The following is a 26,633-nucleotide window of genomic DNA, read 5'->3' as shown; positions in this document are numbered from 1 at the left end:
AAATTTGATTAGAAAAGATAATTATCAAATGAATGAGCAAAAGATTGTCTAGACAATCTTTTGCTCATCGATAAGTTGACCCAGAAAACTAACGCTCCTACAAGACTTAAAAAGTCAGTAGGAGCCTAATTTATGAACTGCGGTCTTTTGGTTACAACACGCCAAGCCTAGAAAGTTTATCTACTCTGATGCGGCAAACTAATGACAAAAGTTGTCCCTTCTCCTAGGGTACTAGAGACCTTAACCTGACCATGGTGGCTTTGGATAATGGAGTCCGCAATAGCAAGTCCTAACCCCGTACCCTCTTTTTGTTGGGAACGGGCCTTATCGACACGGTAAAAGCGTTCGAAGATCTTAGCCAAATGTTCTGACTCGATGCCTTCCCCGTTATCGGACACGGTGATTTCTACGAAAGTATCCCTGTTTTGTAAACCTAGAGTGACTTGTCCCCCAGAGGGCGTGTATTTAAGCGCATTATCTAGGAGAATAACCAGGAGTTGTTTAATCCTGAATTCATCCCCCCAATAATTAATCTCGGCCTCCAGAGAGGATTCAAGGAGGATTTCATTGGCCTCTGCTAGAGGTCTGAAGGATTCTAACACCTCACGGAGAGCTGTATCAAGAGAGAATTTTTTTATTTCTAACGTCTGTTGTTGGGAGTCGGCGCGGGCTAGGAAGAGGAGATCACCTACTAATTTAGACATACGCTTCGTTTCGAGCAGACTATAATCCAGCCATTTGGACTGGCTGGCTACGGTTTCCTCAGGGTTTCCTTTTACAAGTTCCAAGTTGACCTGGACGACCGTCAGTGGCGTCCGGAGTTCGTGAGAAGCATCAGCCACAAAGTCCTGCTGTCGTTGCCAAGACTTTTTAATGGGCGCCATCGCACGGTCTGCCATAAAGCGACTGGCGTAATAAGCGAGTACTAAACAGATGAGGCCTCCAATAGTGAGAGAGGTCAATAGCTTACCCAGTATTTCTCTATCCTGCTCAATGTCAACAAAGGAGATGACGAAGCCAGGACTCTGCTTGAGAGGCACCCTGAGATATGTGTAGGTTTCATCCTGAAAGTCCACTTCTCCCTGGGTCTTCGGACGAGTGAAGGTTTCTTTAACTAAGGCATTTAATTGGTCTATGACAAGTGGCAAATCCGTGGAACTCTCAGTGATCTTACCAAAGGCATCGGTCTTTATATAAAAATACTTAGTGAGATGTTTTTCATGGCCCCTTGTATCGTTGACAGAACCGGAGCCCGCTTCGCTCGCCATAATTTGCATTAACTGTTGGGATTGGTTGAAGAGTTGTTCTTGCATAATAACAAAAGTTCCTATGACAAAAACCAGTAAGAGGAAGGCCATGACTAATACATTAATCAAGGTCAGCTTAAGCCTCAATTTATGGAACATCGGGCCCCTCCTTTAAGGAATAGCCTATTCCGCGCACGGTTTCGATCCTCACGTTAGGTGAATTCAGCTTTTTACGTAGATAGTGTACGTAAATTTCAACATTATTGGTTTCTACCTCAGTGTCTGGTCCCCATACCCTGTCTAGAATTTGTTCCTTAGTTATAACCTGCCCAGGATTTCGCATAAAAAGCTCCAAGAGCAGCGATTCTTTTAAGGTAAGTTTAACCGTTTCGTCGTTTCCGTTGGTTAACTCGCAGTGGAGGGGCTTAAAGCTCAGCCCAGCGACGATTAATTGTTTGTCCTGGATTTGTCCACTCGGTCTTCTCCCTAAAGCCCTCAAACGTGCGAGAAGTTCCTCGGTGGAAAACGGTTTCACAAGGTAATCGTCCGCTCCCGCATCCAACCCTTCCACCCTATCTTGAAGGGAGTCTTTGGCAGTTAAGAGTAAAATCGGAGTATGGATACCTTGATTTCGGAGTTCTTTGAGGAGGGCAACCCCTTCTTTACGAGGCAACATTCGGTCGAGGATAATCAAATCATAAGCCCCTGTCTCCGCCATAGCTTGTCCGGTTTCTCCATCATACGCGGTATCCACCCCATAACTATTCTTTTTTAAAATATAAGTCAGGGCTTCGGAGAGTCTAGGCTCATCTTCCACTAAGAGTATGCGCATCTATTTCACCACCTGTACATAGTTTAAAGGATATTGCTTTAGATTTCATTAGATTTTGTTTCTTTAAGGAAAATTAAAGGTTTAGTCTCTATACTGAGATCAAATAGTTACAAGGGGGGATATCAATGAGTCTGTTAAAAAAATTAAAAACTGTTAAAAAGAGGTGGTACTTATTACTCATTATTGTCGTGGTCATTGGGGGAAGCGCAGCGGTGCGTTTTAATCATGCGCGCTATGAAACATTAGCCTCAACAAAAATGGGGCCTCAAGTTATCCGCCAAGTGAATCTTGATCTAGTGCTTCTCGAGAAGGTGGATACGACGAAGGTCACTCCTGCTCAGGCCAAGGAAATATTGCCTTTGATGGAGAAGTTGTCTCTTGCTACCGACCTGACTGTTCAGTCTGATCTTGCCAAACAAGTTTATGGAATGCTTACTCCTATGCAATACTCAGTCCTAATGGATAGTCAAAATCAAACTATCAAGACAATAAACCCAGCAGATCAAAGAAATCACAGTGGTCAGGATAATGAGAGCAGAAAAGAAACCCGTGAAGCCAAGGGCCACGATTTTGACGAGGGTGGCAGTTCCTATGGGAAGGGTTCTCTAGCTCCTAAAGAACAAGCTCTTAGTAGTGTTGTTATTAAAATGTTAAATGACCGCAGCACCTAAAGAATACTTGGCTGGCGCCAAGCCTTGGCGAAGGCGGCCGCCTTAGTTGCCCTTATGCTTCCAGAAAGTATATAACGAAGTTATACTTTCTGACTAGTAGAACAAATTCAGCCTAAAGCTTAACTTTTTCATTATCGAACAAAACATTGACACACCAAGCATCAAACACTTTCCCTTAAGGCATATGAAAGAAAATAACAAGTCAGAGATGCCTATGATATTTTCTTGAATGTGCCTTAAGTTTAGAGTTGCAATAATTTCACTCCATAGTAAAATGTGAATATCACAACTCACAGATATTGAGTTTGATAATAAAATTTTGAATGTAGGGTACAAAAACATGAAAAAAAGAGGAATGTGTGATTGTCTTGTTATTGGCTGCGGCATGGCAGGCACGGTTATAGCACGTGAACTGGCGGAACGGGCAGGTAAAAAAGTGCTGATCCTGGAGATGCGCGACCATATAGGCGGGAACACTTGTGATTATATGAACGAGAGCGGAATTTTCGTACATCGATTTGGTCCTCATATCTTTCACACGGACAGCAAAAGGGTGTTCGATTATCTCTCCCGCTTCACACAATGGCGGAATTACTCCCACGAGGTCGTGGGCGATATCCACGGACAGCTAATGCCCATTCCTTTTAATCTTAATTCGCTCCATTTGGCCTTTGAGCCGTGCAAAGCAGCGCGTATAGAGCAAAAGCTGATCGCCATCTATGGCCTGGGAAGCAAGGTCCCCATCTTGGAGCTGCGCCAACAGCCCGATTCAGAACTTGCGGAAATCGCAGATTTCATATATAACAATATTTTCTTATATTACACGCAAAAGCAATGGGGACTGGCTCCTGACGAAATCGATGCTTTGGTTACCGCACGCGTCCCTGTATTTATCTCCTATGATAACCGCTACTTTCAGGACACATATCAAGGTATCCCTGCCAAGAGTTATACTTTACTGTTCGAGCGCATGTTAAATCATCCTAATATAGAGCTCCTGCTTAATTCCGATGCTCGCAGGCTGCTCCGGCTGGAAGCCGGGGAAGTGCTTTTTGACGGTTCCCCATTCAACGGCACCGTAATATACTCAGGACCGGCAGACGAACTGTTTGACTGCCGGTACGGACGCCTGCCGTACCGGACCTTGGATTTTGTCTTTGAAACCCACAATATCACCTGGTACCAGCCTAAGGGGACTGTGAATTATCCTGTTGACCGCGAATATACCCGTATCACTGAATTCAAACACCTGACTGGACAGGCACTGGACGGACGAACGACCATCGTCAAAGAATATCCACGAGCCTATACGGGCGCCGACAGCGAGACCCCCTATTACCCAATCCAAAATCCTGAAAATCTCACCCTTTATGAGCGATACCGGAAGCTTACCGACGAATTCCCCCAACTTCACTTACTGGGCAGGCTTGCGGAGTACAAATACTACAATATGGACGCCATAGTAAAGAAGGCCTTGGAGCTTGCCGACACCTTAATAAAATAAGAAATTTAGTGTTCTAATTTTGTTTTTTGTGATTAAAGTTGCAAAGGAGCGCACAGTTTGAGAATAATTACATTTACCGTACCCTGCTACAATTCAGCGGCTTATATGGAACGCTGCATCGATTCACTTATTCCGTGTGGAAAGGATGCTGAAGTTATTATTGTCAATGACGGTTCTACCGACGACACCGGGAAAATTGCCGATGAATATGCTGCGCAATACCCTGATATAGTACGGGTGATCCATCAAGAAAACGGAGGACATGGCGAAGCGGTCAATACCGGCCTAAAAAACGCTTCCGGTCTTTATTTTAAAGTGGTCGATTCAGACGACTGGCTCGATGGCCCCGGTATAATTAAGGTGCTGCAAACCCTTAAAACATTAGTGGATGGCAACTCTGCTCCCGATATGATGGTCAGCAACTATATCTATGAAAAGCTGCTGGAAGGGACCAGGCACGTCATTAATTACAGCAATGTGTTTCCCCGCAATCAGATGTTCGGTTGGGATGACATGAGGAGGTTTCCTCCCTGGAAATATCTTCTGATGCACTCGTTGATTTACAGAACACAACTGCTGCACGAATGTGGCCTAAAATTGCCAAAGCATACCTTTTATGTAGACAATATTTTTGCTTACCAGCCACTACCCTTTGTGAAAACTATATACTATCTGGATGTGGATCTTTACCATTATTTTATCGGGCGGGAAGACCAATCTGTCAATGAAAGCGTTATGGTTAGAAGAATTGACCAGCAACTCCTGGTAACTCGCATCATGATCGGCTGTCACCGGCTCCCTGGGAGCATATCCAGCAAAAAGCTGTCCAGCTACATGCTGAGCTATTTAGCGATGATGATGATCATATGCACCGTATTCTTAAGAATTTCCGGCACAAAGGAAGATAATAAGAAGGAAAAAGAGCTTTGGTCCTTTCTTTTAAGTTGCGACAACGGCCTGTACCGGCATGCGAGCATCAGGTTTTTGAGAATGGTTGCCAACCTGCCCGGAAATTCTGGCAACAAACTAACCGTCCGATTATATAACATAGCGCGCAAAGTCTATAAATTTAATTAAGGCACGTTCAAATAACCGGTCAGTATGCCAGTCTATTTTGATCATCTTTGACTTGTATTTCTTTCATATGCCTAATGCGTGAAAAACAGGATCAACAGAATCTTTGGACCAAGGGAGCAAATGAATGCCCACTAAAACAAAACTAAAGCTGTTCATAGGTATAATCATCACAGCTGTCGTTGTTTATTACTCGATTGGAGCGCTCAAAGGCCTGCATGTGGGCGAGCTTTTTCATGTTCACATCAATTGGGGCCTTGCGCTGGTTTCAGTCGCTATCTTTGCGTATGCCAACTATATTCGTGGACTTGCCTATACACGGGGTATTGACCGGGACATGGACAGAATGACAGCACTTCAAATCGTGGGAATAGGGCACGCTGCTAACATGGTATTGCCGTTTCATGTCGGAGAGGGGCTGCGGGCAGCATTTTTCCCGAGGGGATACAGTGCCATAAAGATAACGAACCTGCTGGTTATTCCGGCCTTCGCAGATTTCGCTGCAATTATGATCCTTTCAATTGCCGCAGTTCCCTTTGCCGGGTTTAAGGACCAAAATTTGTTAAAGGCACTCTGGATTCTTACCTTTCTCTGTATTGCGGCGTTTATATTGTTCGTGATTCTCATCTTTTTTCTTCCGCGGCTTCGCAGTTATCTCAGTGAATATTTAAATCTTGACACTGTGAAAATGATGTATTGGGTGCTCCTTTCCTGGATTATCCTGCTCGTGTCGACATGGATTGGGCTTGTGGCCTTCGGCTTCCCATGGGTGGCGTCCATTCGCATGTCGCTTGCCGTATTTGCCGCCACCAATATCATCAATTTTATACCCGCCACGCCAGGCGCCATTGGCCTTTTTGAATACGGGACAATTCTTGGCCTAGGGGGGCTGGGAATTGATCCAACCACGGCGCTGTCAGCGAGCTTACTGTTGCACCTGATACAGTATGCTGCCCTCCTGCCCCTAGGCCTTTTCCTTTACATGAAATCCCTTCACGGGCAATACGGAGAAGCACTCAGCAACTTATGGCACACGAATCGGCAGAAGGACACAAAATCGATAAAACTAAAACGAACGAAATAAAGATAATCTGGAGATAATATGGAGATGAAAACTATCAAACTTTTATCAATTGTCGTACCATCTTATAATTCGCAGGACTATCTTCGCCACTGCCTGGACACTTTAGTGCTGGGCGGGCAAGAGGTAGAGGTTATTGTCGTGGATGATGGTTCCACAGACAGCACAGCGGAGATTGCCCGCGAATACTGCAGTCGCTTTCCCGGAATTGTCCGCCTTGAGCAAAAAGAAAACGGTGGCCATGGCTCGGCAGTCAACCGCGGACTGGAGGTGTCCACGGGTACTTATTTCAAGGTTGTCGACAGCGACGACTGGCTGGATACTTCGGACTATATGTCGGTGCTTTCATTGCTGCGCAGCATTGGCTCCGTAGACCTGCTGATCACGAACTACGTCTACGAATATTCCTATAACGGTAAGCATAAAGTCATGCGCTACAATAATGTATTTCCTCAGGGCAAGGTTATTACATGGGACAGTATGCGGCGTTTTCGCTTCGACCAGCTGATGCTTATGCATTCCCTGTTTTACCGGACGAATTTGTTGCGAGAGTGCGGCCTCAAGCTGCCGGAACACACATTTTATGTAGACAACCTTGTCGCTTATCTACCTCTGCCCTATGTGAAAAGCTTAGTTTATCTGGACTGTTCTCCGTATCACTATTTAATTGGTCGGCCTGGCCAATCCGTCAACACGCAGGTAATGATCAAACAGATCGACCAGCAGCTTAAGGTGACGCGCATGATGATTGAGGCGTTCGATCTCTTCAATGACATTGAATGTGAGAAGCTTAGACGCTACATGCTTTTCTATCTTTCAATGATGATCGCCATCACTGTGACTCATATCTATATCGCAAATGACGAAGAACTTAGCTGCAAGGCAGACGAGCTTTGGGGCTTTATAAAGCAAAAGGATGAAAAGCTTTATACTATACTGCACAAGAGCTTTCTCAATTCATGCATAAGGTTCGGACAGAGAATCAGCCCCCGCCTTATATCCCAAGGCCTTAATCTAATCAAACACATCTATAAGTTCAGTTAAAATAAGCTTGCGAAATAGTAAGAACCTTTAACCACAGGCAACACCTATACTCGCTTTCACCCCAAGATGAAAGCTGGAGCTGCTAACGAAATAAACAATCTCATAAAAAGAAAAAAAGTATCCCCAAAAGAGAGGATACAAGAAGGAAAAATCTTATCGTAATCGCGTAACTATACGCGTAACTATACAAGCTATATTTAATTTATTTCCTAAGGCTGAAACCCTTGGTATATCTGGTGGGCGATACTGGTCTCGAACCAGTGGCCTCATCCGTGTGAAGGATGCGCTCTACCGCTGAGCTAATCGCCCAAACTCGAAGCACGAGGTTCGAAGCTCGATGCTCGATAATAAACTCAGGAATATGATCTAACACCTTCGAACCTACAAAACGCATTTAAATGTTCTTCCACGCAATTCGAACTTCGAGCTTCGCACCTCGAACATCGAAAATGGTGGGCCCACTAGGATTCGAACCTAGGACCAACCCGTTATGAGCGGGGGGCTCTACCGCTGAGCTATGGGCCCTCAAAAAATTAAAAATGGCTCCCCGAGTAGGACTCGAACCTACAACCTACCGGTTAACAGCCGGTTGCTCCACCATTGAGCTATCGAGGAATGCTCTTGCACGGGTTATTATACGTAATTCATCCTCTATAGTCAAGTCTTTATGAACATATTTTTTCAAATTCTCATCTATTTCTCATCTATAGGGGAGTCCTGGTCACTTATTCTAGGTAATCTTTCAGTTTCTTACTGCGGCTCGGATGACGTAATTTTCTCAGTGCCTTAGCCTCAATCTGACGAATTCGCTCACGTGTCACACCGAATTCTTGTCCGACCTCTTCCAAGGTCCTTGTCCGTCCATCATCAAGCCCAAAGCGCAATCTAAGAACTTTCTCTTCACGCGGGGTCAATGTCTCAAGAACTTCTTCCAATTGCTCTTTTAAAAGAATGAACGATGCGGCCTCCGCTGGTGCTGGTGCATCCTCATCAGGAATAAAATCACCCAGATGAGAATCTTCTTCTTCTCCGATCGGCGTCTCTAAGGAAACAGGTTCTTGGGCAATTTTCATAATTTCCCTTACACGCTCAACTGGGATATCCATCACTTTGGCAATTTCTTCAGGAGCTGGTTCTCTCCCCAATTCCTGTAATAGTTGCCTCGAAACTCGGATCAACTTATTAATGGTTTCGACCATATGCACTGGGATCCGAATTGTCCGAGCCTGATCAGCTATAGCACGGGTAATCGCTTGGCGGATCCACCATGTGGCATACGTACTAAACTTAAATCCTTTAATATAATCAAACTTTTCGACAGCCTTAATCAGCCCCAGATTACCTTCTTGGATCAAATCTAGAAAAAGCATCCCCCGTCCCACATACCGTTTGGCAATACTAACCACCAGTCGCAAATTGGCTTCAGCTAATCGGCGCTTAGCTTCCTCGTCGCCTTGCTCCATTCGTTTTGCCAGTTCGATTTCTTCATCCGCTGATAGCAGAGGAACTCGACCAATTTCTTTAAGGTACATGCGAACAGGATCATCAATGCCTACCCCTTCAGGCACGGAAAGATCCACTTCAGCTTCTTCTTCGACCTCATCCTCCGCATCCTCTGGGATATCATCGTCGTCGTCATCTTTACCCTTTTTCAAGATTTCCAGTTCAACTTCACCAGGTTCTGGCACCACATCTATTCCCATTCGACCAAACTGTTGATAGATATCATCGATCTGATCCGCGGAAAGTTCAATCCCTTGGAGAGCATCCATAATCTCCCGATATGTTATGGAACCCTTCTTTTTGCCTTTCTGAATGAGGGCTTGGACGCTGTCCATTTTTTGCTCTTCGTTCACCTGTCCCCCACCTTCCCTCAGATCATTCTTTTGGGCGCCTTTAACCTTACTATTTGCCACGTTTCAACCGCTCTCCTATCTCTTTCAACAGAGCCATAGCCCCTGCCATGTCACCGGATTTTTCTAAAGTAGCCATGCGAGCTTGAAGATCTTCCACTCTTTCCTCTACCTGCGTAGAAAGAATGCCCTTTATGCAATCCTCTAAAAGTCGCTCACTTTGAGATATATCTAACTCTTCCAAGAGCAGGCTTGCCAAACAGCTTTGAACCGTTTCGTTGCCATATGCGGGCAAACCGCCATCCTGATTGAGAAAATTAAAAATTTGCTGATGTGCTGAAAGTTTCCAAAAAGATTCCCCAAGTTTTTCTATGACCCTTGGTAAAAGAACCTTATCTTCTAGTAATAAACGCAATAACATACGTTCGGCTCGATAAACCCCCAAATAGACGGTTGGTTGGGGCTGGGCAGCATCAGCTTGACATATAATGGTATCCTTAATATTATCTCTATTTTTCCCAGAACTAACCTGTTTTTGATGAGAATATTCCTGTTCTCGCTCTTTTTTGCCTTTTTTCTGTTCTTGACTTGCAATCTCGCGTTGTACCGCTTCTAAAGTAAGACCTAGTTCCAAACTTAAAAAGCGTTCATACCCTTCTCGTTCAACAGGACTGACCACTTTCAGAATGTCAGGAGCTAATTTAATGACTAATTCGGCCTTTTCAGGAATGGTCTGGGGAGGCCTATTCCGGACCAATATCCGATATTTGAATTCAACATACGTCAACGCTTGGCTTAACGATTTTCTAAACTCCTCCAAACCATAGCTTTTTAAAAATTCATCCGGATCTTTTGCTCCATTTAGGGTTAAGATATCCGCTCGAAGCCCAGCATCACGGAGAATTTCTCCCCCTCTTAAAGCTGCTTGAACCCCTGCCTCATCCGAATCATAGAGCAGCACGACTCGTTGAGCATGCCGCCTTAAAAGTATTGCCTGATCCCGCGTTAGAGCAGTACCTAAGGAAGCCACTGCATTCGGAAACCCAGCATTCTGGAGCGCAATAACATCCATATAACCCTCAACTAATAGGGCGTAACCTTCTTCACGAATTCCTTGATGCGCTCGATGAATCCCATAAAGATGATGTCCTTTATTATAGAACCTGCTCTCAGAAGAGTTCAGGTACTTAGGCAGAGAATCATCCAAGACTCGACCCCCGAACGCAATAGTATGGTAACGTCGATCGAGTATACTAAAGAGAACACGATTACGGAAACGATCATAGAACCGACTACCTTTACCTGATGCCTCTTTTTCTAAGGCCAGCCCCGCACCTACCAATTCCTGTGGCTGAACCCCTTGTTCCTGCATGTAAGTCAATAAGCCGTCCCAGCCTTCTGGTGCGTAACCAAGACGAAAATTTTTTATTGTATCAAGATCGACCCCACGTTGAGCAAAATAAACACGTCCAGGTTCTCCTTCAGGCAAGCTCAATAAAATATTTTGGAAATACCCGGTAGCTAATTCATGGATTTCTTCCCATCGCCGGCGAAGTCGATTTTCTTCCCGTTCATACGGAGATAGTTCTTTTTCAGGGAGGGATACGCCATATCGATTGGCTAAATTCTGAACACTTTCTAGAAAAGACCAGTTTTCCTTCTTCATAACAAATGAAAAAACATTTCCTCCAGCATTACACCCAAAACAATAAAACATTTGTTTCTCGGCTGCTACTGAAAAACTGGGTGTTTTTTCCGAATGAAACGGACAAAGCCCCCAATAGTTTTTCCCTTTGCGCTGTAAACTAACATATTCAGAAATTACCTCAACAATATCTGTGCGTAATCGCACTTCCTCAATTATCTCTTCCGGTATAAACTCTTCATGAAGTCGATTGTTCATTCTTCGCCTTTCGATTCTCAGCCACACATAATATAGTTTGTCAACCCATGTCCTATACAATTCTTCGCCGAGAATTCACAAAATCCTCTTTTTAAATTCTTTATTCAAGTTGTCAGTTAATTGTGGGCAAGGGACACCCTTACTGAGTATACTTAATTCTCTCTTTTTTTTAAAAATACCTGCTTTCTTCGACAATAATTTGCGCTAGTTTTTAGTTTTGCTCTCATAGACAAGTTGTTATCCCTTGGTCAAACCTTTCCCACATTTAAAAAGCATGATAGTATATAGATAATCAAAAACCCCTTACATGGTCTGTAGAGTGCAAATAATGAACCTTATGAGGAAGGTGGATACATTATGTATAAACAGCCCCTTAAATCATCGCTTATATTGATCGTTTGTCTTTTATTAGCTATCGCCTTTTTTATGGGCTTTCATTCAACTCAAACACAATCCGATAAACCATCAGATATTTCCACCACCCCAACAGCTCCAATAACCCCAACTTCTCCAGCGACAACCCCCTCGCAACCCACCCCGCAATCCGTAAACTTAACTCTTTATTATCCCAATTCACAGGCCACTGGTTTAATTGCCGCAAAGCGTACTGTTGAAGTAACGGATCAGGAAATAATCAACGCAATGTTTAGAGAGCTCGCTGTTCCTCCTGTAGGGTTGGAAAAACTACTTCCTCCGGGGACAAAACTCCTTAGCGCTTCAGTGAATACCGATGGCATGGCGACAATTAATCTATCACAAGAATTCCAAAAAAACTTTGGTGGCGGCTCTGCTGAAGAACAATTAACGTTATATAGTATCGTTAACACACTGACGACTCTTCCTAACGTTCACAGTGTCCAATTCTTACTTGAAGGCCAAATGCATCCCGGAATATTAGGTCACATAGATACTAGCGAACCCCTTAAGAGAAATGAGCGCCTTATTCTTAAGACACCCTAAAGCTTGCCCTATTTATAAAGGCTCAATAACCGTTGGAAATCACAAACAGACTGGCTAAGGCTTCCGCAAGCCTTAGTTTACTTCTGTTCTTTATAACTTATACGTTTCTTAGTTATTTTGTAAAATTTATCGTTGCCAAAATCTAAAGGCTTCACACTTAAAACGGTGTGAAGCCTTTATTGGCTCGACTAATGGAGGGACAAAAATAGCTCACTGCTTCTACTTTCGGGGAATAAATAAGCTTTGGAACAAATCAATCGCATAATTATCAGTCAGCCCAGAGATATAATCGACAACCGCTTGGGTTTTATTTCCGTCCGCCGAAATCAAAAAGTGCTCGGGTAATTTAGCTATATCTTTATAATAATACTCAAAAAGTGCTTGGACAATGTATTGCCCTTTTCGCCGTTCTTCACGTAAAGTCACGCTATTGTATACTCTCGAAAACATAAACTCTCGAAACTCCTGCATCGCGCCGTGCACCTCTACTGACTGAGCAATGTGATCGAGTCCCCGTGAAGCCTCAATCATATCAATCACCATCGTTGTAATCATATCACTCGGTTTCACGCCAAGCTTCCGTTGGACGGTTTCAGGCAAATCACTTACTGTCAGTAAACCTGCCCTTAAGGCATCATCGTAATCATGACATAGATAGGCTATCCGGTCCCCAGTTTTTACAATCTGCCCTTCGAGAGTTATGGGCAGACCTTCCCCAGTGTGAAATAAAATCCCATCAAGAACAGGCTCCGTCAGGTTTAACCCCTGACCCTCACGGGCTAAAACCTTTAAGATTCTAATCGACTGTTCATTATGCTCGAAGTGACTAATAATCCGCCGCAGAGCCTCCTCGCCTACATGTCCGAAGGGAGTATGACCCACATCATGCCCTAACGCAATCGCTTCAATAAGGTCTTCATTGAGTTGCAGACCCCGAGCGATTGTTCGACATATTTGGGAGACTTCCAAGCTATGCGTCATACGTGTGCGATAATGGTCTCCCGAAGGGGCAATGTAAACCTGAGTTTTATGCTTCAGTCGACGAAACGGATTGCTGTGCAATATCCGATCCCGATCTCTTTGAAATTTAGTGCGTATTGAGCACTCCTCTTCAAATCGTTCGCGCTTAGCCTCACAGCTCTTGGCTGCATAAGGTGATAAGCGTTCCTCTTCTTCTCTCTCGGTACGCTGTCGGATACATAGAACCTCACTCATTTTTCAACCCCCTTATTGATGCAGGTTGGGGACGGTTCTTGACTTGCATCTCTTTCTATACGTCCTCAAATTGACTATTTCACCACAATATTCTACTTATTTGCGACTTACTTATCCCTCCGAAAAGCTCCCCGAGATCTTTAAGATTGAGTGAATAATCTTTTCGAAGGGTTCGAACATCTCATTTCGTTTAAACTTATTCTTTAATAATTTATCCATACTCATTCTTTCTTCAGCTAATTTATGTTTTTGGCGCGGAACAGCCCTTCTCTTTTCTGCATCTTGTAACATATTCTAACACAAGCTATAGACAACTTCGTGTATAATTTTCGCACGGACGATTCTTGACTTTTTAATAGCCATAGTTAGTTCAAACTTTTGCCATATTTATGACACACTCTCTCAGTATTATAAGTCCAGAAGGTTATCCTCAACTAAGGCACATTCAAGAAACTAACCCGTCAGTAAGCCAGTCTATTTTGTGTGCGGTAAACATACCTTGCTTCTTACCTCATTTTTATTATTTTTGGAGTAATTTTAGGGCCCGAACCTAATTCAATGTCAACGGTGAAGGATATGATTTTCTCTTATGCGATCAAAGGAATTATTTTTCCGCCTAGGTTAATAGCACTTTTAGTATTTCTGCTTGTTGTTTTTTTAGCAAATAAATTCATTTGCGCCTGGGCCTGTCAGTTTGGAACTCTGCAGGATTTTATTTTCCAATCAAATTGCAACTCAAAGGATAAAAGAAAAGTTTACAGACAAGACCAACTAAGATCATAATTAGTTTGTCAATGAGGGTAATTAAATTCAAATAAAGGAGTTGCCTCTGATGACGAAAAATAAGATGCTAAAATATTTGAGATGGGGTTTATTAGCCTTATTCACTGTTCTTGTGAGCATTGCCGCCTATCTTCACCAAGTATTAGGAGGGACAAAGGCGCCTTCTATCCACGCACTGTGTCCCTTCGGAGGGCTTGAGAGCCTTTATCAGGTCTTCACGACTGGAAGCTTTATCGGTAAAATATTTGCAGGAACGTTGACCCTGTTTGTCATCACTCTCATTGTAGCGCTTCTATTTAGACGAAGTTTTTGCGGTTTAATTTGTCCCTTTGGTGTAATTCAGGAGTTCTTTGCAAAAATTGGTCAAAAGATCTTCAAGCGGAAATTGATAATGCCTGCTACAATCGATAAGCCTCTAAGATATTTAAAATACGTCGTGCTTGTTGTTACTGTGTTTTATGCATGGAAAACTGCGGGATTATGGATGGCGCCCTATGATCCATGGTCAGCATATGCCCATCTTCCAGAAGGATTGGCTAGTGTGTGGAAGGAATCTGCAATAGGTTTAATAATTCTGGTTATAACTGTTCTTGGTTCACTGATTTACGACCGTTTTTTTTGCAAATATCTTTGCCCTATGGGGGCGCTTTACGGAATCGTAGGTAAACTAAGTCCCTTTAAAGTGGTCAGAAAGGAAAATGTGTGTATCGACTGTGGAATATGCAATAAAGTCTGCCCTATGAATATTGATGTTCAGCACAGTTTAAAGGTTACAACGGCAGAGTGTCTAAATTGTCAGACTTGCGTCTTAAGTTGCCCCAAACCGGGGGCGCTTGAAAACCAAGAAGCCCATAAAATCATTAAACCCTTGACCGTAATTGTTCTGGTGATGGTGGTATTCTTTGGCACAATCTTTGCTTCACAGGCTGCTGGAATCTATAACCTCACTCCAGCCCCACTGAAAGCGGGAGAGTCCATTAATTATGACGAAGTCAAAGGATATATGAGTATCAAAGAAGCCGCTGAATCAACCAAAACAGACCTCAAAGTATTTTATGAAAAATTTAAGATTCCTGCAAACGTCCCTGCAGAAACAAAAATGAAAGAAATATCCACAGTCGTTACAGATTATGATTTTGATCAAGTTAAGGGATCCTTGGGAACTAAATAATCACTATCTTCCTCATTAAAAGCCCTCCCATGGTAATTTGATTTACCATGGGAGGGCTCTTTATGGTGGATTCGCTCCCTTCAAAGGGTACCGAAGTGTTCCATAACGGCTATTTTTCTTAAATCGTTAAAAGACAATGCCCATACTTTATTTCTACGTATACTTTCTAAACCTTGGTGTAAAAGGCTTAAAAAAGCTATGTCTATACTATTTCCCTGGATGTTTTATCGCAGCCTGGGCTACCACTATCATAAAGGACCAATCACTATTTTTTACTATTATGGAACACTTTTATTATCTGTTGTTCTTACTCGGTGGCTTTCAACACAACGGTCTCCTGCTTGTCATTCCATTTCAAGGTAAGTGTATAAACACTATCCTTTTGAGGTATTGCCCCATCCCCGCCAACGGTTCCGAAACCGAGAATCACGCCGCCATAGTTTGTAGAAGTATCTCTTTCTCTAAATTGCTGCGCATCAAATCCATCTGAATTCGTACCGCCGAATTCCCCAAAGGGGGACTCAAATTCATAACTAAAATTACCACGAATACCACTAGGATCCCCTTTAAACTCTAGCACCGGTTGTTTGTGACTCCAGCCGTCATAGCGTATAACACCCTTATCATCTGTCCAAAAGTGATTATAGTAATTAATAATCACTTTCCCTTTCCAGTTCTCCCCTTCTCCTTGGAATACAATTTGTTGTCCCCCATTTAAGTCGTAAAAGATAGCCTTTCCTAAATTCGTTATTACAGGCGAAATCTTCTGTGCATACTCCTCACTGGAAAATTGGCTTAAACTCATAACGAGGAGTGTATTCTTGGCACCAAAAGCTATATTATATTGCCACCTTTCTGAAAAGTTATTGGTGTTATTTCCACTATTGTTTTTCCTGTTGGTTTCTTCCCACTGATGATATGTTGTGTCCCTTTCTCCGACTGAAGCAAAGTGATAGATAAAAAGCACTCCGTCAAGATTATTAACTTTATAAATACTTGGCTCAGCCTGACCGATTTTATAATCCGCGGGGTTCACATTTGAATCGGAGTCCAATATCAAACCTGCCTGTTCGAGAGTTTTCGCAACATCTCTGGCCGATAGAATATCTTTTTCAACAGAACTTCCAGCCTTATAGCTTAAAACACCAATCCCTATGCCGGCGAGAATAATTAAAACAAGTCCTAGGACACCTGCTCCTTTAAGGCGCTTCAACCACCACTTAAATGTATCCACCTCGGGTAAGGATTCTTTTAGATCGGGCAACACAAGATCTGGTACTTTTAATTCATCACATAATTCTTGACAAGTTGGACATTCCTGTAAATGGTCATTAACAATTTCCATCGTCTTATTACTTACACTATCTTCTACATACAATGGCAGAATATCTTGAATCAATTCACATGGCTGTTTGTTCATTTTCAATCCTCCATTCCCCTATAAAGTTGTCGATAATTCATTCGTGCCCGATGAAGTGTTACTTTGACCCAGGTAACTGAATGCGAAGTAATCACAGCAATCTCTTCATAGCTTAATCCCTGCCATTCCCGTAGCCAAAGGACTTCACGATAATTTTCAGGAAGCTATCTTAGTGCTATTTTGGAATGAACTACTTCCCATCTCCTTCAAGAATGGGGTGTCTTTAAAAAAAGATACAATTTCTATGTGGTTTAAAATTGAAGTGACTTCTATCCCGACTGGTATCGTTGGTGTTTTATGGGAAGATGAATTAGATGCCCTTTTCTATAACTATCAGACGGTAGCAATCATGCTTATTTTATTTGGCACATGGTTTACAATGGAGTTAAGATAGACAGAGGATTGAAGAATGGGTAATTATGGAAATAAATATAAATAACTAAGTGATTTCTGAATAAAGAATCTTGCTTTATCAACCAATTTTGGTTATTGTAATTATTTTTGTCGAGATTGATGATGCTAAGGCTCTTTAAATATCTACAATTTTAGTATAATATCATTATTATAATTCCAGGAAGGAGGAATTACCATGGCAAGGGTTGATGTTAATCCAAATATTTTAAAATGGGCTGCTGACCGCTCAGGAAAAAGTGATTTAATCCATATTGACTTTCCTAATTGGCTAAAATGGATTAACAAAGAAAGTCAGCCTACTTTAAAACAACTCGAAAAGTTGGCTAAGGTAACCTCTACCCCTCTTGGATATTTTTTCCTTAATGAGCCACCAATTGAACGTTTACCAATACCTCACTATAGGACAATTGACGATGATCAAACATCTAATCCTAGCCCTAATCTTTTAGAAACCGTTCAAATAATGGAACGACGACAAAAGTGGATGCGTGAGTACTTTATTGATCAAGGGCATCATCCATTGAGCTTTGTTGGCGTAAAAAATGTAAATAGTAATCCGATCGAAATTGCAAAAGAAATTAGGGCAGAGCTAGGATTAAGAGATGGGTGGGCATCTAAATATCATACATGGCAAGACGCTTTACGTATGCTATTTCAAAAGGTTGAAGATATAGGAATTGTTTTAGCGGTAAATGGTATCGTTGGAAATAATACTCATCGTAAATTAGATGTGACAGAGTTTCGAGGGTTTGTACTCATAGATGAATATGTTCCGTTAATTTTCATTAATGGTGCGGATGGGAAAGCTGCTCAGATGTTCACCTTAGCACATGAACTAGCCCATATTTGGTTTGGAGTCAGTGCTGCATTTGATCTACAGGATTTGCATGCAGCTAATAATGATATCGAAAAGGTATGTAATATAGTCGCTGCGGAGTTCCTTGTACCCGAAATAGAGTTGCTCGAAATGTGGCAGAGTGCTAAGAATAAGGATCAAAGGTTTCAAGTATTAGCTCGGCATTTTAAGGTGAGTGAAATTGTTGCAGCTCGTAGAGCCTTAGATTTAATGTTGATTACCAGAGATGAGTTTTTAAAATTCTATCAAAACCGTCTTGCAGTAGAGAACCGTGAAAGTATGAGCGGTGGTAATTTCTATACATCTCAAAATTTTCGCATTGGTCGACGTTTCGGAGAGAGTGTCATAAGAGCGACAATTGAAGGAAAGCTTCTGTATAGCGAGGCCTATCGACTTACTGGGATTAGAGGAAAAACTTTTTCCGAATTTGCTGCACGTCTGGGCTTCGGAGGTGACGCGTGAGTAAATTTCTTTTAGATGCTAACATTTTTATTGAAGCGAATCAAAGGTATTACTCATTCGATATCGCTCCAGCTTTTTGGTATGCATTAGAACAGAACGCAGAAGAGGGTAAATTAGTGAGTATTGATCGTATACATCAGGAAATTAATAGATTTGACGATGGAGATGGCCTTAAAATTTGGGCTAATAATGAATTTATTAAATGGTTTGAATCAACTGATGATGAAGCAGTTTTTAACGCCTATAGTGATATTATGCAGTGGGCAATTAATCAGAATCAATTTACTGATGCAGCAAAATCAGAGTTTGCATCAGTAGCTGATAGTTGGTTGATAGCTTGTGCTAAAGCGCGTATTACACAATTGTCACACATGAAGTATATAACGGGGATATAAATGAAAAATTCCGATACCAAATGTATGCCGTGCCTTTAATATTTCATACATTAACACTTTTGAGATGCTACGCAGATTAAGTATAAAGTTTGGTTAGAAATTTTGATAATTACCGTTCGAAAATCGGATAAATTTCCTTCAAGAAAGATGAGTAGAAATAGTTTTCGATCGTATACAAAAGAGTTTTAAAATTTAAGTGCTGAATAGCATTCTCAGTTTGAGGATGCTTTTTATTATTTAAAAGGAAGATTACCATTAGGATGTCTTTATCAAGTAAACTACGTAGTTGAATATTTGTATATAATGGGTACTTCTGCTTTAATAAAGCCAAATCGCCAGTAACAAATGGGGTTGCCATAGAAGTGCCACTCATTGTGGCATATTGTTCGTTTAAATATGTACTCAAAATATTAACGCCTGGAGCACACACTTCCACTTCTTTCCCAGTGGATGACCAAAACGGTCTTTGGTCGTTCTCGTCTATTGCCGAGACAGCAATAACTGATCGAGTATATTTAGCTGGATAACTAACAGTCCCAACAATTCCAAGGTCGTTATTAATTGCACTTATTATCCCTGCGACATGAGTACCGTGACCATGGTCATCGCAAAATGATTGAGTATTATGCTCGTTATTACTAGAAGCATAGGAAGTCATTGGAAGTAACAGTGTTATGCATAGTAATAATATTGTGATTGGTTTAATATTTAGCTTTTCTTTGCTCATTTTCTTGCCCCTTCCCAATTAATACTGGGTTATATAGAAACTACAGATGGTCCAAGAACCTTGTAGTTTTGAAGCTCTCACAATCTAACTTTAAGTGCGACTTCACCATTTATCTTTTCCATCGTGAGGTAATAGTTTACTATCTCTTGGGTTTCAATGTTTTTGCTGTTATATCGACATAATTACTGCCTTTAGCTCCGCCATTTATTCCCGGTAAATATTCTTCTTGAAAGCTGCCGCCACCATAAAATCAGGGCATTGTCTCTTAATATCATAAAAGACAATACCCTCACTATTTTTGCACCTAAACCCTCAAAGCCTTGATGTATAAGGCTTTGAAAGCTATTTCTATACTATTTTTTGTTTTAATTTATTGCCCCTTGTTGCTTATGGCAGCCTGGGCAGCAGCTAAGCGCGCAATCGGTACGCGGAACGGAGAGCAGGAAACATAATCCAAACCAACCATATGACAGAATTCCACAGAATTCGGTTCCCCACCGTGCTCACCACAAATCCCTAGGCCGAGATCTGGGTTTGTACTACGCCCTAAGTTTACGCCTATGCCAATTAGCTTTCCAACTCCTTCACGATCTAACACGACAAAGGGGTCTGTTGTCATGATCTTTTTATCGAGATACACTGGGAGAAACTTTCCTTGAGCATCATCTCGAGACAAGCCCATAGTCATCTGGGTAAGATCATTAGTCCCGAAGGAGAAGAAATCTGCTACTTTTCCAATCTCATCAGCCAAAAGTGCTGCACGCGGCACCTCAATCATGGTTCCAACTTTATAGTGAAGCTGTACATTTTGTTCGTTCATAACCTCTGCTGCGGTGTCGTCTACCAACTTGCGCATCATCAGAAATTCTTCTTTTCCCATAATTAGAGGAATCATGACTTCAGGATGAATGTCATACCCTTCTTTTATCAAACGGGCGCTGGCTTGGAAAATTGCCCGAGCTTGCATGACCGTGATTTCCGGGAAGGACACGCCAAGACGACAACCCCGGTGACCAAGCATTGGATTTAATTCGGATAAGGCCCGAACATTACGTAACAAGGATTCTTTTTCATGTAAGGAGGTCGGATCACTTTTATTCATCCTCAGTTTTGTTATCTCCACCACTAACTCCTCAGAATGCGGAAGGAACTCGTGAAGGGGAGGATCGAGCAACCGAATGGTTACTGGAAGTCCCTGCATGGCCTTCAAAATCCCGTAAAAATCCTCTTCCTGCATGGGTAATAGTTTAGACAAAGCCACTTCACGTTCTTCAAGCGTTTGAGCCAAGATCATCTCTTGAACAATAGGGATTCGCTCAGGGTCCATAAACATATGCTCTGTGCGAGTCAACCCGATCCCGACCGCTCCAAAATCACGAGCATTCGTCGCTTCGGTTGGACTATCTGCGTTCGCCATAACACGAAGTCGAGCAATTTCATCCGCCCAACCCAAGAATTCCTTAAAGCCTTCGCTAAGTTCTGGATCGACCATGGATACTTCCCCTTTAATCACTCGACCGGTTGAGCCGTCGATCGAGATAATCGTTCCTTGAGGATAGTCAACCCCATCAATCACGAACAACCCTTGCGTATAGTCTATCTTCAAGGCATCGCACCCACAGACAGCTGGTTTGCCCATATGACGGGATACAACAGCCGCATGGCTCGTCATACCACCCCGACTTGTTAGAATCCCTTGTGCTGCCAAAATGCCACGAATATCGTCTGGGGTAGTTTCAGTACGCACTAAAATCACTTTCTCGCCAAGATTTCCTAACCGTTCAGCTTCCTCGGCACTTAAGACGATCCTTCCTGAAGCAGCCCCTGGTGAAGCAGGCAAGCCTTTGGCCAGAACTTGGAGCTTTGAACCCGTGTCCATACGGCGATGTAATAAATGGTCCAATTGATCCGGCTCAATCCGCATGACAGCTTCTTCTTTAGTAATGACCCCTTCATGGAAAAGTTCGATAGCCACTCGGATAGCCGCAGAGGCAGTTCGTTTGCCATTTCGAGTCTGAAGCATGTAAAGTTTACCGCGCTCGATCGTAAATTCGATATCTTGCATATCCCGATAATGGAACTCCAAACGTTTGGAGATCTCCACAAACTGGTTATAAATCTCCAAATTTTCCTGAGCCAAAGTAGCTATCGGGTTTGGGGTCCTTATTCCTGCAACCACGTCTTCCCCTTGAGCATTCATCAGGTATTCGCCATAAAGTGCACTTTCTCCAGTCGAAGGATTACGGGTAAAGGCCACGCCCGTGCCTGAATCAGATCCCATATTTCCAAAGACCATAGACTGAACATTGACCGCAGTCCCGATGTCATGAGGAATATTATTGATTTTCCGATAAACATTAGCACGATCATTATTCCACGAACGAAAAACGGCTAAAACCGCTTGCTCTAACTGAATCCTAGGATCCATAGGAAACGGGTTCCCGGTTTTACGTTCAATCTTCTTTTTATATTCACTGACCATCCATTTAAGGCTTTCCGAAGAAAGTTCGGAGTCATACTGGACACCCTGTTTTTCCTTGGCGATCTCAAGAATTTGTTCGAAATTGTAATGCTCCACTTCCAAGACGACATCAGCAAACATCTGGATAAAACGTCGATAACAGTCCCAAGCAAAACGTTCATTCTGTGTATTCTCGGCCAAAGCAACCACAGTCTCATCATTAAGCCCCAAATTGAGCACTGTGTCCATCATACCGGGCATTGAGAACTTCGCTCCAGACCTTACAGAAACGAGCAGTGGGTTTTTCGGATCTCCAAAGAGTTTTTCAGTCGCTGCTTCAACCTCGGCCAAAGCTGGCCAAACTTCTTCCCATACCCCATCCGGCAATTTCTCGCCATTGATGTAATACTCGTTACAAGCTTCCGTAGTAATCGTAAATCCTGGAGGGACCGGCAAACCAATTTGCGTCATCTCAGCCAAATTGGCTCCTTTTCCACCCAACAAATCACGCATAGCAGCCTTACCTTCTTGGAATAAGTAAACATATTTTTTACTCATTTCGATCCCCCTTAAATAAAATTTCTAAGATAATACTCGCGGTTTCTTCAACAGCTTTACCCGTAGCATCGATGATGGGACAACCTATACGTTTCATGATGCCTCGTGCATATTCCAACTCTCGCATAATTCGGTCAAGATTAGCATAATCAGAAGTTGCTCCCAGCCCTAAAGTCTTTAAGCGTTCAGTTCTAATCTGGTTGAGCAATTCCGGCCGCAAAGTCAAACCAATTACCTTCCGTGATGGAATTTGGAAAAGTTCCTCAGGCGGATTAACTTCTGGAACCAGCGGAATATTAGCTGCTTTGAGACCTTTATGCGCCAAATACATACTGAGTGGAGTTTTCGAAGTTCGAGAAACACCTATCAGCACAACATCAGCATAAAGTACCCCGCGTGAGTCTTTCCCATCATCATATTTAACAGCAAATTCGATCGCTTCTACCTTGCGAAAATACTGTTCATCAAGGCGATGGATAATGTTCGGTGTATGAGTGGGATCCATACCCGTTTGATAACTTAGAGCACCAATCAGCGGCCCTAAAATATCAACCGTTTTAAGCCCCTTTTCAAAGGCCTTTCTCTCTAAATAATCACGAAGATCTTTAAGTACAAGGGTATAGACTAAAATTGCTTGCTCGGCAATAGCCTCTTCCATTATATCTTCCAAATGGGCTTGATCCCGCACATAGGGAACCCGGCGAATCCGAGTCTTTACGCCAATAAATTGTGCTGCCGCAGCCCTACTTACAAACTCAGCCGTCTCTCCAAGTGCATCTGAAATGACATAAATTACCGCCATTTGAGTCGCCACATACACACCTCCGAATTTCGTTCAGTCGTGAGCCCCCACTTCTACACAAGTGGAGTGCTCGGTGGGCCTAAAGTTCTAACCTCAGCATCCTTACTTTTGGACTCTATGTACCAGGTTTCCTTTTTTGGCCTCTGGCTTCCGCTTTCAGAATTCTTATCGGATTTCCGCAATTTCTACAAAGAGCTTAGTGACATTTGTTTTGGTAAACCGGCCGACGACTTCATAGCATTCATTACCCTTCTCGTCCACATACCCTTCCACCACTGGCAAACTGTCAACTTGATGTTGTACCAATTTCTTAGCAGCACTTAAGACTGGTTCATCCGAGGTCGTCATATAAATGTTTGGCATACGCGTCATAATCACACCGACAGGCACTTGTTGAAGGTCAATTTTCCCCAAAGAAGCTTTCATTATATCTTTCCGAGAGATCATTCCTAAAAGGATCCTGTCTGGCCCAACTACGGTTAAACTTCCGACGTTTTGCGTAAACATTGCAACCGTCGCTTCATAGATACTGGCATTTTCCAGAACCGTAACAGGCATAGATTTAAACGAGCAGACCCGTAGCTGTAACATTCTCTCCATAATTGGGGAAGGCGCGAGATCTTCTCGATAGGAATACCCAACGCGCGGTCTGGCCACTAAGACACCGGACATCGTCAAAATGGTTAAATCCGGGCGGAGAGTGGCTCGCGTCAAATCCAGCATTGCCGCAATCTTTTCACCAGTGATGGGGCCTGAGGCTTTCACGATCTCTACAATTCGCTGTTGACGTTCCGTCCATTCCAACCCATTTCACCCCTTAATGTTTCTATCAAACCGTAATGTGACATACTAATGAAGCCTTACGCGCTTGATTATATCATATTATATTATTTTTTGACTAGATAGTGAGCATATAAAACCTATATTTTTTATATGCTCACTATTAATAATAACTTAACGTCAAAGATACGGCATGGTGCAAAGCTGCAAGGGGGTCTGACTAACCGAAAAAAGGGCTGTAACTTACATGCGAACAAAGTTTGAACACATGTAAGTTACAGCCCTCTATATTTCATGTTCCTGATCCACTCATAAGATTTCCGCTTTAACAAGTCGCTTTCACTTATGCTAAAACACTTAAATCTCCCAAACAACCCAAGATTTCCACACACTGACTTAGCAATGCCAAGCGAGCCCTTTTTAAAGTCTCATCTTCCACCATAATCATGACCGCTAGGAAAAGGGCTTCGATTTGCGGGACGAGTTCCCATGCTAAGTCATAAGCCTCCTCATAATCACCCTGCGCTATGCTCTGATCAAACCGCTCTCTACGCTCGACTATCCCTTTTGCCAACGCAATTTCAGTCTCATCTACCAGTATCGATGAATCTAACGTCAGAGCGGATTCTTTTTTAGTCAGATTAAAGCAACGCGTATAGGTTTGGGCATAGAGTATAAATGCTTCTTCTTCCCGTTTGACGGAAAGTAGCTGAGCTCTTTTCACAGCACGATTCACGTCATCACTCCCTGACGCCAATGCCGCGTCGACAGTATCATAACGGAGCCCTTTTTCCAGTAGCACAAAACGCACCCTCTGTTGGAAGAAGTCCAGTAATAAAGGCTCAATATCCGCTATAGGCAACAACTCTACCCCTTGCTCTTCGAGAAGGCTATAAGACTTCCTTAAAAGCTGAGTTAGGGAGAGATCCCATCCTGAATCTAAAAGGATAGCGATAATGCCCTGCGCTTGCCGTCTCAGTGCATAAGGGTCTTGGGACCCGGTAGGCTGAATGCCAATACTAAACGCTCCAACAATCGCATCCAATTTGTCGGTAATACTAACCACTCGACCTGAATCCGAGGCAGGCAACCCGTCACCTGTAAAACGAGGCTGATAATGCTCAAGTATCCCTTGACAGACCTCTGGGTTCTCTCCACTAGCCTTTGCATAATCTGCCCCCATAATTCCCTGCAGTTCTGGAAAATCGCTGACCATTAGAGTGACCAAATCCGCTTTCGCTAAAAAAGCCGTCCTGTCAATGACTTCTTGCTTGCTAACTTCGAACCCCAGCTCTTCTGCCATAAACTGAGACAGGCCACGTAAACGATTGACCCGTTGTTCGACCGTCCCTAGTTTTTCGTGATAAACAATTTTTCCCAACTTTGAAACCAGCTCTGCAAGGAGAACTTTTTGATCTTCTCTATAGTAGAAAGCGGCATCTTCTAAACGAGCCTTTAGCACTTTTTCATTTCCCGCTTTAACCGTATCTAAGGCAAAATCATTGCCGTTGCGCACCGTAATGAAATAAGGTAAAAGTTCTCCCGCTTTAGTTCTGACCGGGAAATACCGTTGATGCTCCCGCATAGGTGTTGTGATCACAGCCTCAGGTAAATGCATATATTCAGCCGCCACTTCACCTAATAAAGCGGTCGGGTACTCGACAAGGTGGATGACTTCATCCAAGAGTTCTTCATCTTCAGGCACCTCGCCACCCACCTTCTCGGCAAGGACCTTGATTTGGGTTAGGATATTAGCTTTACGTGCTTTTGGATCTGCAATAACATACGCCTGACGCAGAGCTTCACGATAATCGGAGGGTTCACCAATCAAGACACCGCCAGTCACCAAAGTGCGATGTCCACGCGAAATGCGTCCAGACTCAAGTCCAACAAACTCAAAGGAAACAAGCTCTGTCCCATAAAGCGCTACAATCCAGCGAATTGGCCGAGCGAAACGAAAATCAAGGGTCCCCCAGCGCATCGGTTTTGGAAAATGGAGAGCATTAATAAGGCCAATGGCTAACTGAGGGAGAAGCGTCCGGGTCTCCACCCCAATTTCCGATTTACGAGCAAAAACATAAGGCACCCCATTGACTTCTTGTACAAAGAGATCTTCTACTATGACTCCCTGCCCTCTGGCAAACCCTTGGGCTGCCTTCGTTGGTACGCCACTCGCATCATAAGCCGCTTTTAAAGCCGGCCCTTTAACTTCTATAGACAAATCCTTTTGTTTCTCCTCCAGACCTGTCACTAAAAGTGCGAGACGGCGTGGGGTTGCAAAGATGTTAATTTCAGTAAATGTTAAGCGGAGCTCGTTAAAACGTTTGCGTGCCTGTTCTTCCAACTGGGTCATTGCCCCTGGGGAGAATTTAGCGGGGATTTCTTCCATTCCAAGTTCCAGCAAAAAATCGTTCACCATC

22 protein-coding genes, 3 tRNA genes and 1 pseudogene are annotated in these 26,633 nt (G+C 43.0%); 11 read left to right on the top strand and 15 right to left on the bottom strand.

Going from position 1 to position 26,633, the window contains the following annotated elements; genetic code table 11:
• Positions 1–176: 176 nt before the first annotated feature.
• The gene (locus UF75_RS01300) at positions 177–1,406 is read right to left on the bottom strand and encodes an ATP-binding protein (protein WP_045572790.1); all 1,230 of its coding nucleotides are present in this window, start codon (positions 1,404–1,406) and stop codon (positions 177–179) included.
• On the bottom strand, positions 1,396–2,079 hold the full coding sequence (locus UF75_RS01295; RefSeq protein WP_045572789.1) for a response regulator transcription factor: 684 nt from the start codon (positions 2,077–2,079) through the stop codon (positions 1,396–1,398). The genes UF75_RS01300 and UF75_RS01295 overlap by 11 nt, the downstream gene beginning before the upstream one ends.
• Before the next feature lie 125 nt (positions 2,080–2,204).
• Between UF75_RS01295 and UF75_RS01290 the strand changes: the two genes are divergently transcribed.
• The 5 genes from UF75_RS01290 (at position 2,205) to UF75_RS01270 (ending at position 7,453) form a co-directional block, all read left to right on the top strand.
• Positions 2,205–2,750 carry a hypothetical protein gene (locus UF75_RS01290; RefSeq protein WP_045572788.1) on the top strand — a complete coding sequence of 182 codons (546 nt, stop codon included), beginning with the start codon at positions 2,205–2,207 and terminating at the stop codon, positions 2,748–2,750.
• A 340-nt stretch (positions 2,751–3,090) separates the two neighbouring features.
• The gene (glf, locus tag UF75_RS01285) at positions 3,091–4,254 is read left to right on the top strand and encodes a UDP-galactopyranose mutase (protein ID WP_082074960.1); all 1,164 of its coding nucleotides are present in this window, start codon (positions 3,091–3,093) and stop codon (positions 4,252–4,254) included.
• A 57-nt stretch (positions 4,255–4,311) separates the two neighbouring features.
• On the top strand, positions 4,312–5,331 hold the full coding sequence (locus UF75_RS01280; RefSeq protein ID WP_045572786.1) for a glycosyltransferase family A protein: 1,020 nt from the start codon (positions 4,312–4,314) through the stop codon (positions 5,329–5,331).
• Positions 5,332–5,455: 124 nt separating this feature from the next.
• Positions 5,456–6,412: a lysylphosphatidylglycerol synthase domain-containing protein gene (locus UF75_RS01275; protein ID WP_045572785.1), complete on the top strand. Its 957-nt coding sequence runs from the start codon at positions 5,456–5,458 to the stop codon at positions 6,410–6,412.
• A gap of 24 nt (positions 6,413–6,436) precedes the next feature.
• Positions 6,437–7,453: a glycosyltransferase family A protein gene (locus tag UF75_RS01270; protein WP_052692943.1), complete on the top strand. Its 1,017-nt coding sequence runs from the start codon at positions 6,437–6,439 to the stop codon at positions 7,451–7,453.
• Positions 7,454–7,687: 234 nt separating this feature from the next.
• Here the strand turns inward: UF75_RS01270 and UF75_RS01265 are convergent.
• The 5 genes from UF75_RS01265 to dnaG all read right to left on the bottom strand — a co-directional run bounded on the left by UF75_RS01265 (position 7,688) and on the right by dnaG (position 11,209).
• Positions 7,688–7,762: transfer RNA gene (locus tag UF75_RS01265), tRNA-Val, on the bottom strand.
• A gap of 141 nt (positions 7,763–7,903) precedes the next feature.
• Positions 7,904–7,978, bottom strand: a tRNA-Ile gene (locus UF75_RS01260).
• A 15-nt stretch (positions 7,979–7,993) separates the two neighbouring features.
• Positions 7,994–8,068: transfer RNA gene (locus tag UF75_RS01255), tRNA-Asn, on the bottom strand.
• 110 nt (positions 8,069–8,178) lie between these two features.
• Positions 8,179–9,369, bottom strand: coding sequence for an RNA polymerase sigma factor RpoD (gene rpoD, locus UF75_RS01250; RefSeq protein WP_045572784.1), 1,191 nt, complete (start codon positions 9,367–9,369; stop codon positions 8,179–8,181).
• On the bottom strand, positions 9,359–11,209 hold the full coding sequence (gene dnaG / locus UF75_RS01245) for a DNA primase (RefSeq protein WP_045572783.1): 1,851 nt from the start codon (positions 11,207–11,209) through the stop codon (positions 9,359–9,361). The genes rpoD and dnaG overlap by 11 nt, the downstream gene beginning before the upstream one ends.
• Positions 11,210–11,566: 357 nt before the next feature.
• On the opposite strand from dnaG, the gene UF75_RS01240 reads away from it, so the two are divergent.
• Positions 11,567–12,169 carry a GerMN domain-containing protein gene (locus UF75_RS01240; RefSeq protein ID WP_045572782.1) on the top strand — a complete coding sequence of 201 codons (603 nt, stop codon included), beginning with the start codon at positions 11,567–11,569 and terminating at the stop codon, positions 12,167–12,169.
• A 219-nt stretch (positions 12,170–12,388) separates the two neighbouring features.
• Here the strand turns inward: UF75_RS01240 and UF75_RS01235 are convergent, their stop codons facing one another.
• A complete protein-coding gene (locus UF75_RS01235; RefSeq protein WP_045572781.1) occupies positions 12,389–13,384 on the bottom strand; it encodes a deoxyguanosinetriphosphate triphosphohydrolase in 996 nt (331 codons plus the stop codon).
• A 558-nt stretch (positions 13,385–13,942) separates the two neighbouring features.
• On the opposite strand from UF75_RS01235, the gene UF75_RS30640 reads away from it, so the two are divergent.
• Complete coding sequence (locus UF75_RS30640; RefSeq protein WP_045572779.1) at positions 13,943–14,167, top strand: 4Fe-4S binding protein; 225 nt, start codon at positions 13,943–13,945, stop codon at positions 14,165–14,167.
• Positions 14,168–14,216: 49 nt separating this feature from the next.
• Positions 14,217–15,338, top strand: coding sequence for a 4Fe-4S binding protein (locus UF75_RS01220; RefSeq protein WP_045572778.1), 1,122 nt, complete (start codon positions 14,217–14,219; stop codon positions 15,336–15,338).
• A gap of 307 nt (positions 15,339–15,645) precedes the next feature.
• Here the strand turns inward: UF75_RS01220 and UF75_RS01215 are convergent, their stop codons facing one another.
• Positions 15,646–16,758 (bottom strand): zf-HC2 domain-containing protein, encoded by a 1,113-nt coding sequence (locus UF75_RS01215; protein ID WP_242860065.1) that lies wholly within the window; start codon positions 16,756–16,758, stop codon positions 15,646–15,648.
• A gap of 2 nt (positions 16,759–16,760) precedes the next feature.
• Positions 16,761–16,862: pseudogene (locus UF75_RS29755) on the bottom strand (RNA polymerase sigma factor); the annotation flags it as partial.
• A gap of 68 nt (positions 16,863–16,930) precedes the next feature.
• On the opposite strand from UF75_RS29755, the gene UF75_RS01210 reads away from it, so the two are divergent.
• From UF75_RS01210 to UF75_RS01200, 3 genes are all read left to right on the top strand, one after another.
• Entirely contained in the window at positions 16,931–17,152 is a 222-nt protein-coding gene (locus UF75_RS01210; RefSeq protein WP_045572777.1) for an undecaprenyl-diphosphate phosphatase, read from the top strand.
• Between the two features lie 195 nt (positions 17,153–17,347).
• Positions 17,348–18,490 carry an ImmA/IrrE family metallo-endopeptidase gene (locus UF75_RS01205; protein ID WP_045572776.1) on the top strand — a complete coding sequence of 381 codons (1,143 nt, stop codon included), beginning with the start codon at positions 17,348–17,350 and terminating at the stop codon, positions 18,488–18,490.
• The gene (locus UF75_RS01200) at positions 18,487–18,885 is read left to right on the top strand and encodes a DUF4411 family protein (protein WP_197079290.1); all 399 of its coding nucleotides are present in this window, start codon (positions 18,487–18,489) and stop codon (positions 18,883–18,885) included. The genes UF75_RS01205 and UF75_RS01200 overlap by 4 nt, the downstream gene beginning before the upstream one ends.
• A gap of 109 nt (positions 18,886–18,994) precedes the next feature.
• On the opposite strand, the gene UF75_RS01195 is transcribed toward UF75_RS01200, so the two are convergent.
• The 5 genes from UF75_RS01195 to glyS all read right to left on the bottom strand — a co-directional run bounded on the left by UF75_RS01195 (position 18,995) and on the right by glyS (position 26,632).
• Positions 18,995–19,612, bottom strand: coding sequence for a S8 family serine peptidase (locus UF75_RS01195; protein WP_045572775.1), 618 nt, complete (start codon positions 19,610–19,612; stop codon positions 18,995–18,997).
• A 370-nt stretch (positions 19,613–19,982) separates the two neighbouring features.
• A complete protein-coding gene (ppdK, locus tag UF75_RS01190; protein ID WP_045572774.1) occupies positions 19,983–22,631 on the bottom strand; it encodes a pyruvate, phosphate dikinase in 2,649 nt (882 codons plus the stop codon).
• Positions 22,624–23,445 carry a pyruvate, water dikinase regulatory protein gene (locus UF75_RS01185; RefSeq protein ID WP_045572773.1) on the bottom strand — a complete coding sequence of 274 codons (822 nt, stop codon included), beginning with the start codon at positions 23,443–23,445 and terminating at the stop codon, positions 22,624–22,626. Before UF75_RS01185 ends, ppdK begins: the two co-directional genes overlap by 8 nt.
• Positions 23,446–23,598: 153 nt before the next feature.
• On the bottom strand, positions 23,599–24,237 hold the full coding sequence (locus tag UF75_RS01180) for a helix-turn-helix transcriptional regulator (protein WP_045572772.1): 639 nt from the start codon (positions 24,235–24,237) through the stop codon (positions 23,599–23,601).
• Positions 24,238–24,556: 319 nt separating this feature from the next.
• Positions 24,557–26,632, bottom strand: a complete 2,076-nt coding sequence (gene glyS / locus UF75_RS01175; RefSeq protein WP_045572771.1) for a glycine--tRNA ligase subunit beta — start codon at positions 26,630–26,632, stop codon at positions 24,557–24,559.
• Between the last annotated feature and the right edge of the window lies 1 nt (position 26,633).

Origin of the sequence: Desulfosporosinus sp. I2 (assembly GCF_000960765.1) — a bacterium.
Lineage (GTDB): Bacteria > Bacillota > Desulfitobacteriia > Desulfitobacteriales > Desulfitobacteriaceae > Desulfosporosinus.
This window is presented reverse-complemented; position numbering and strand designations above follow the sequence as displayed.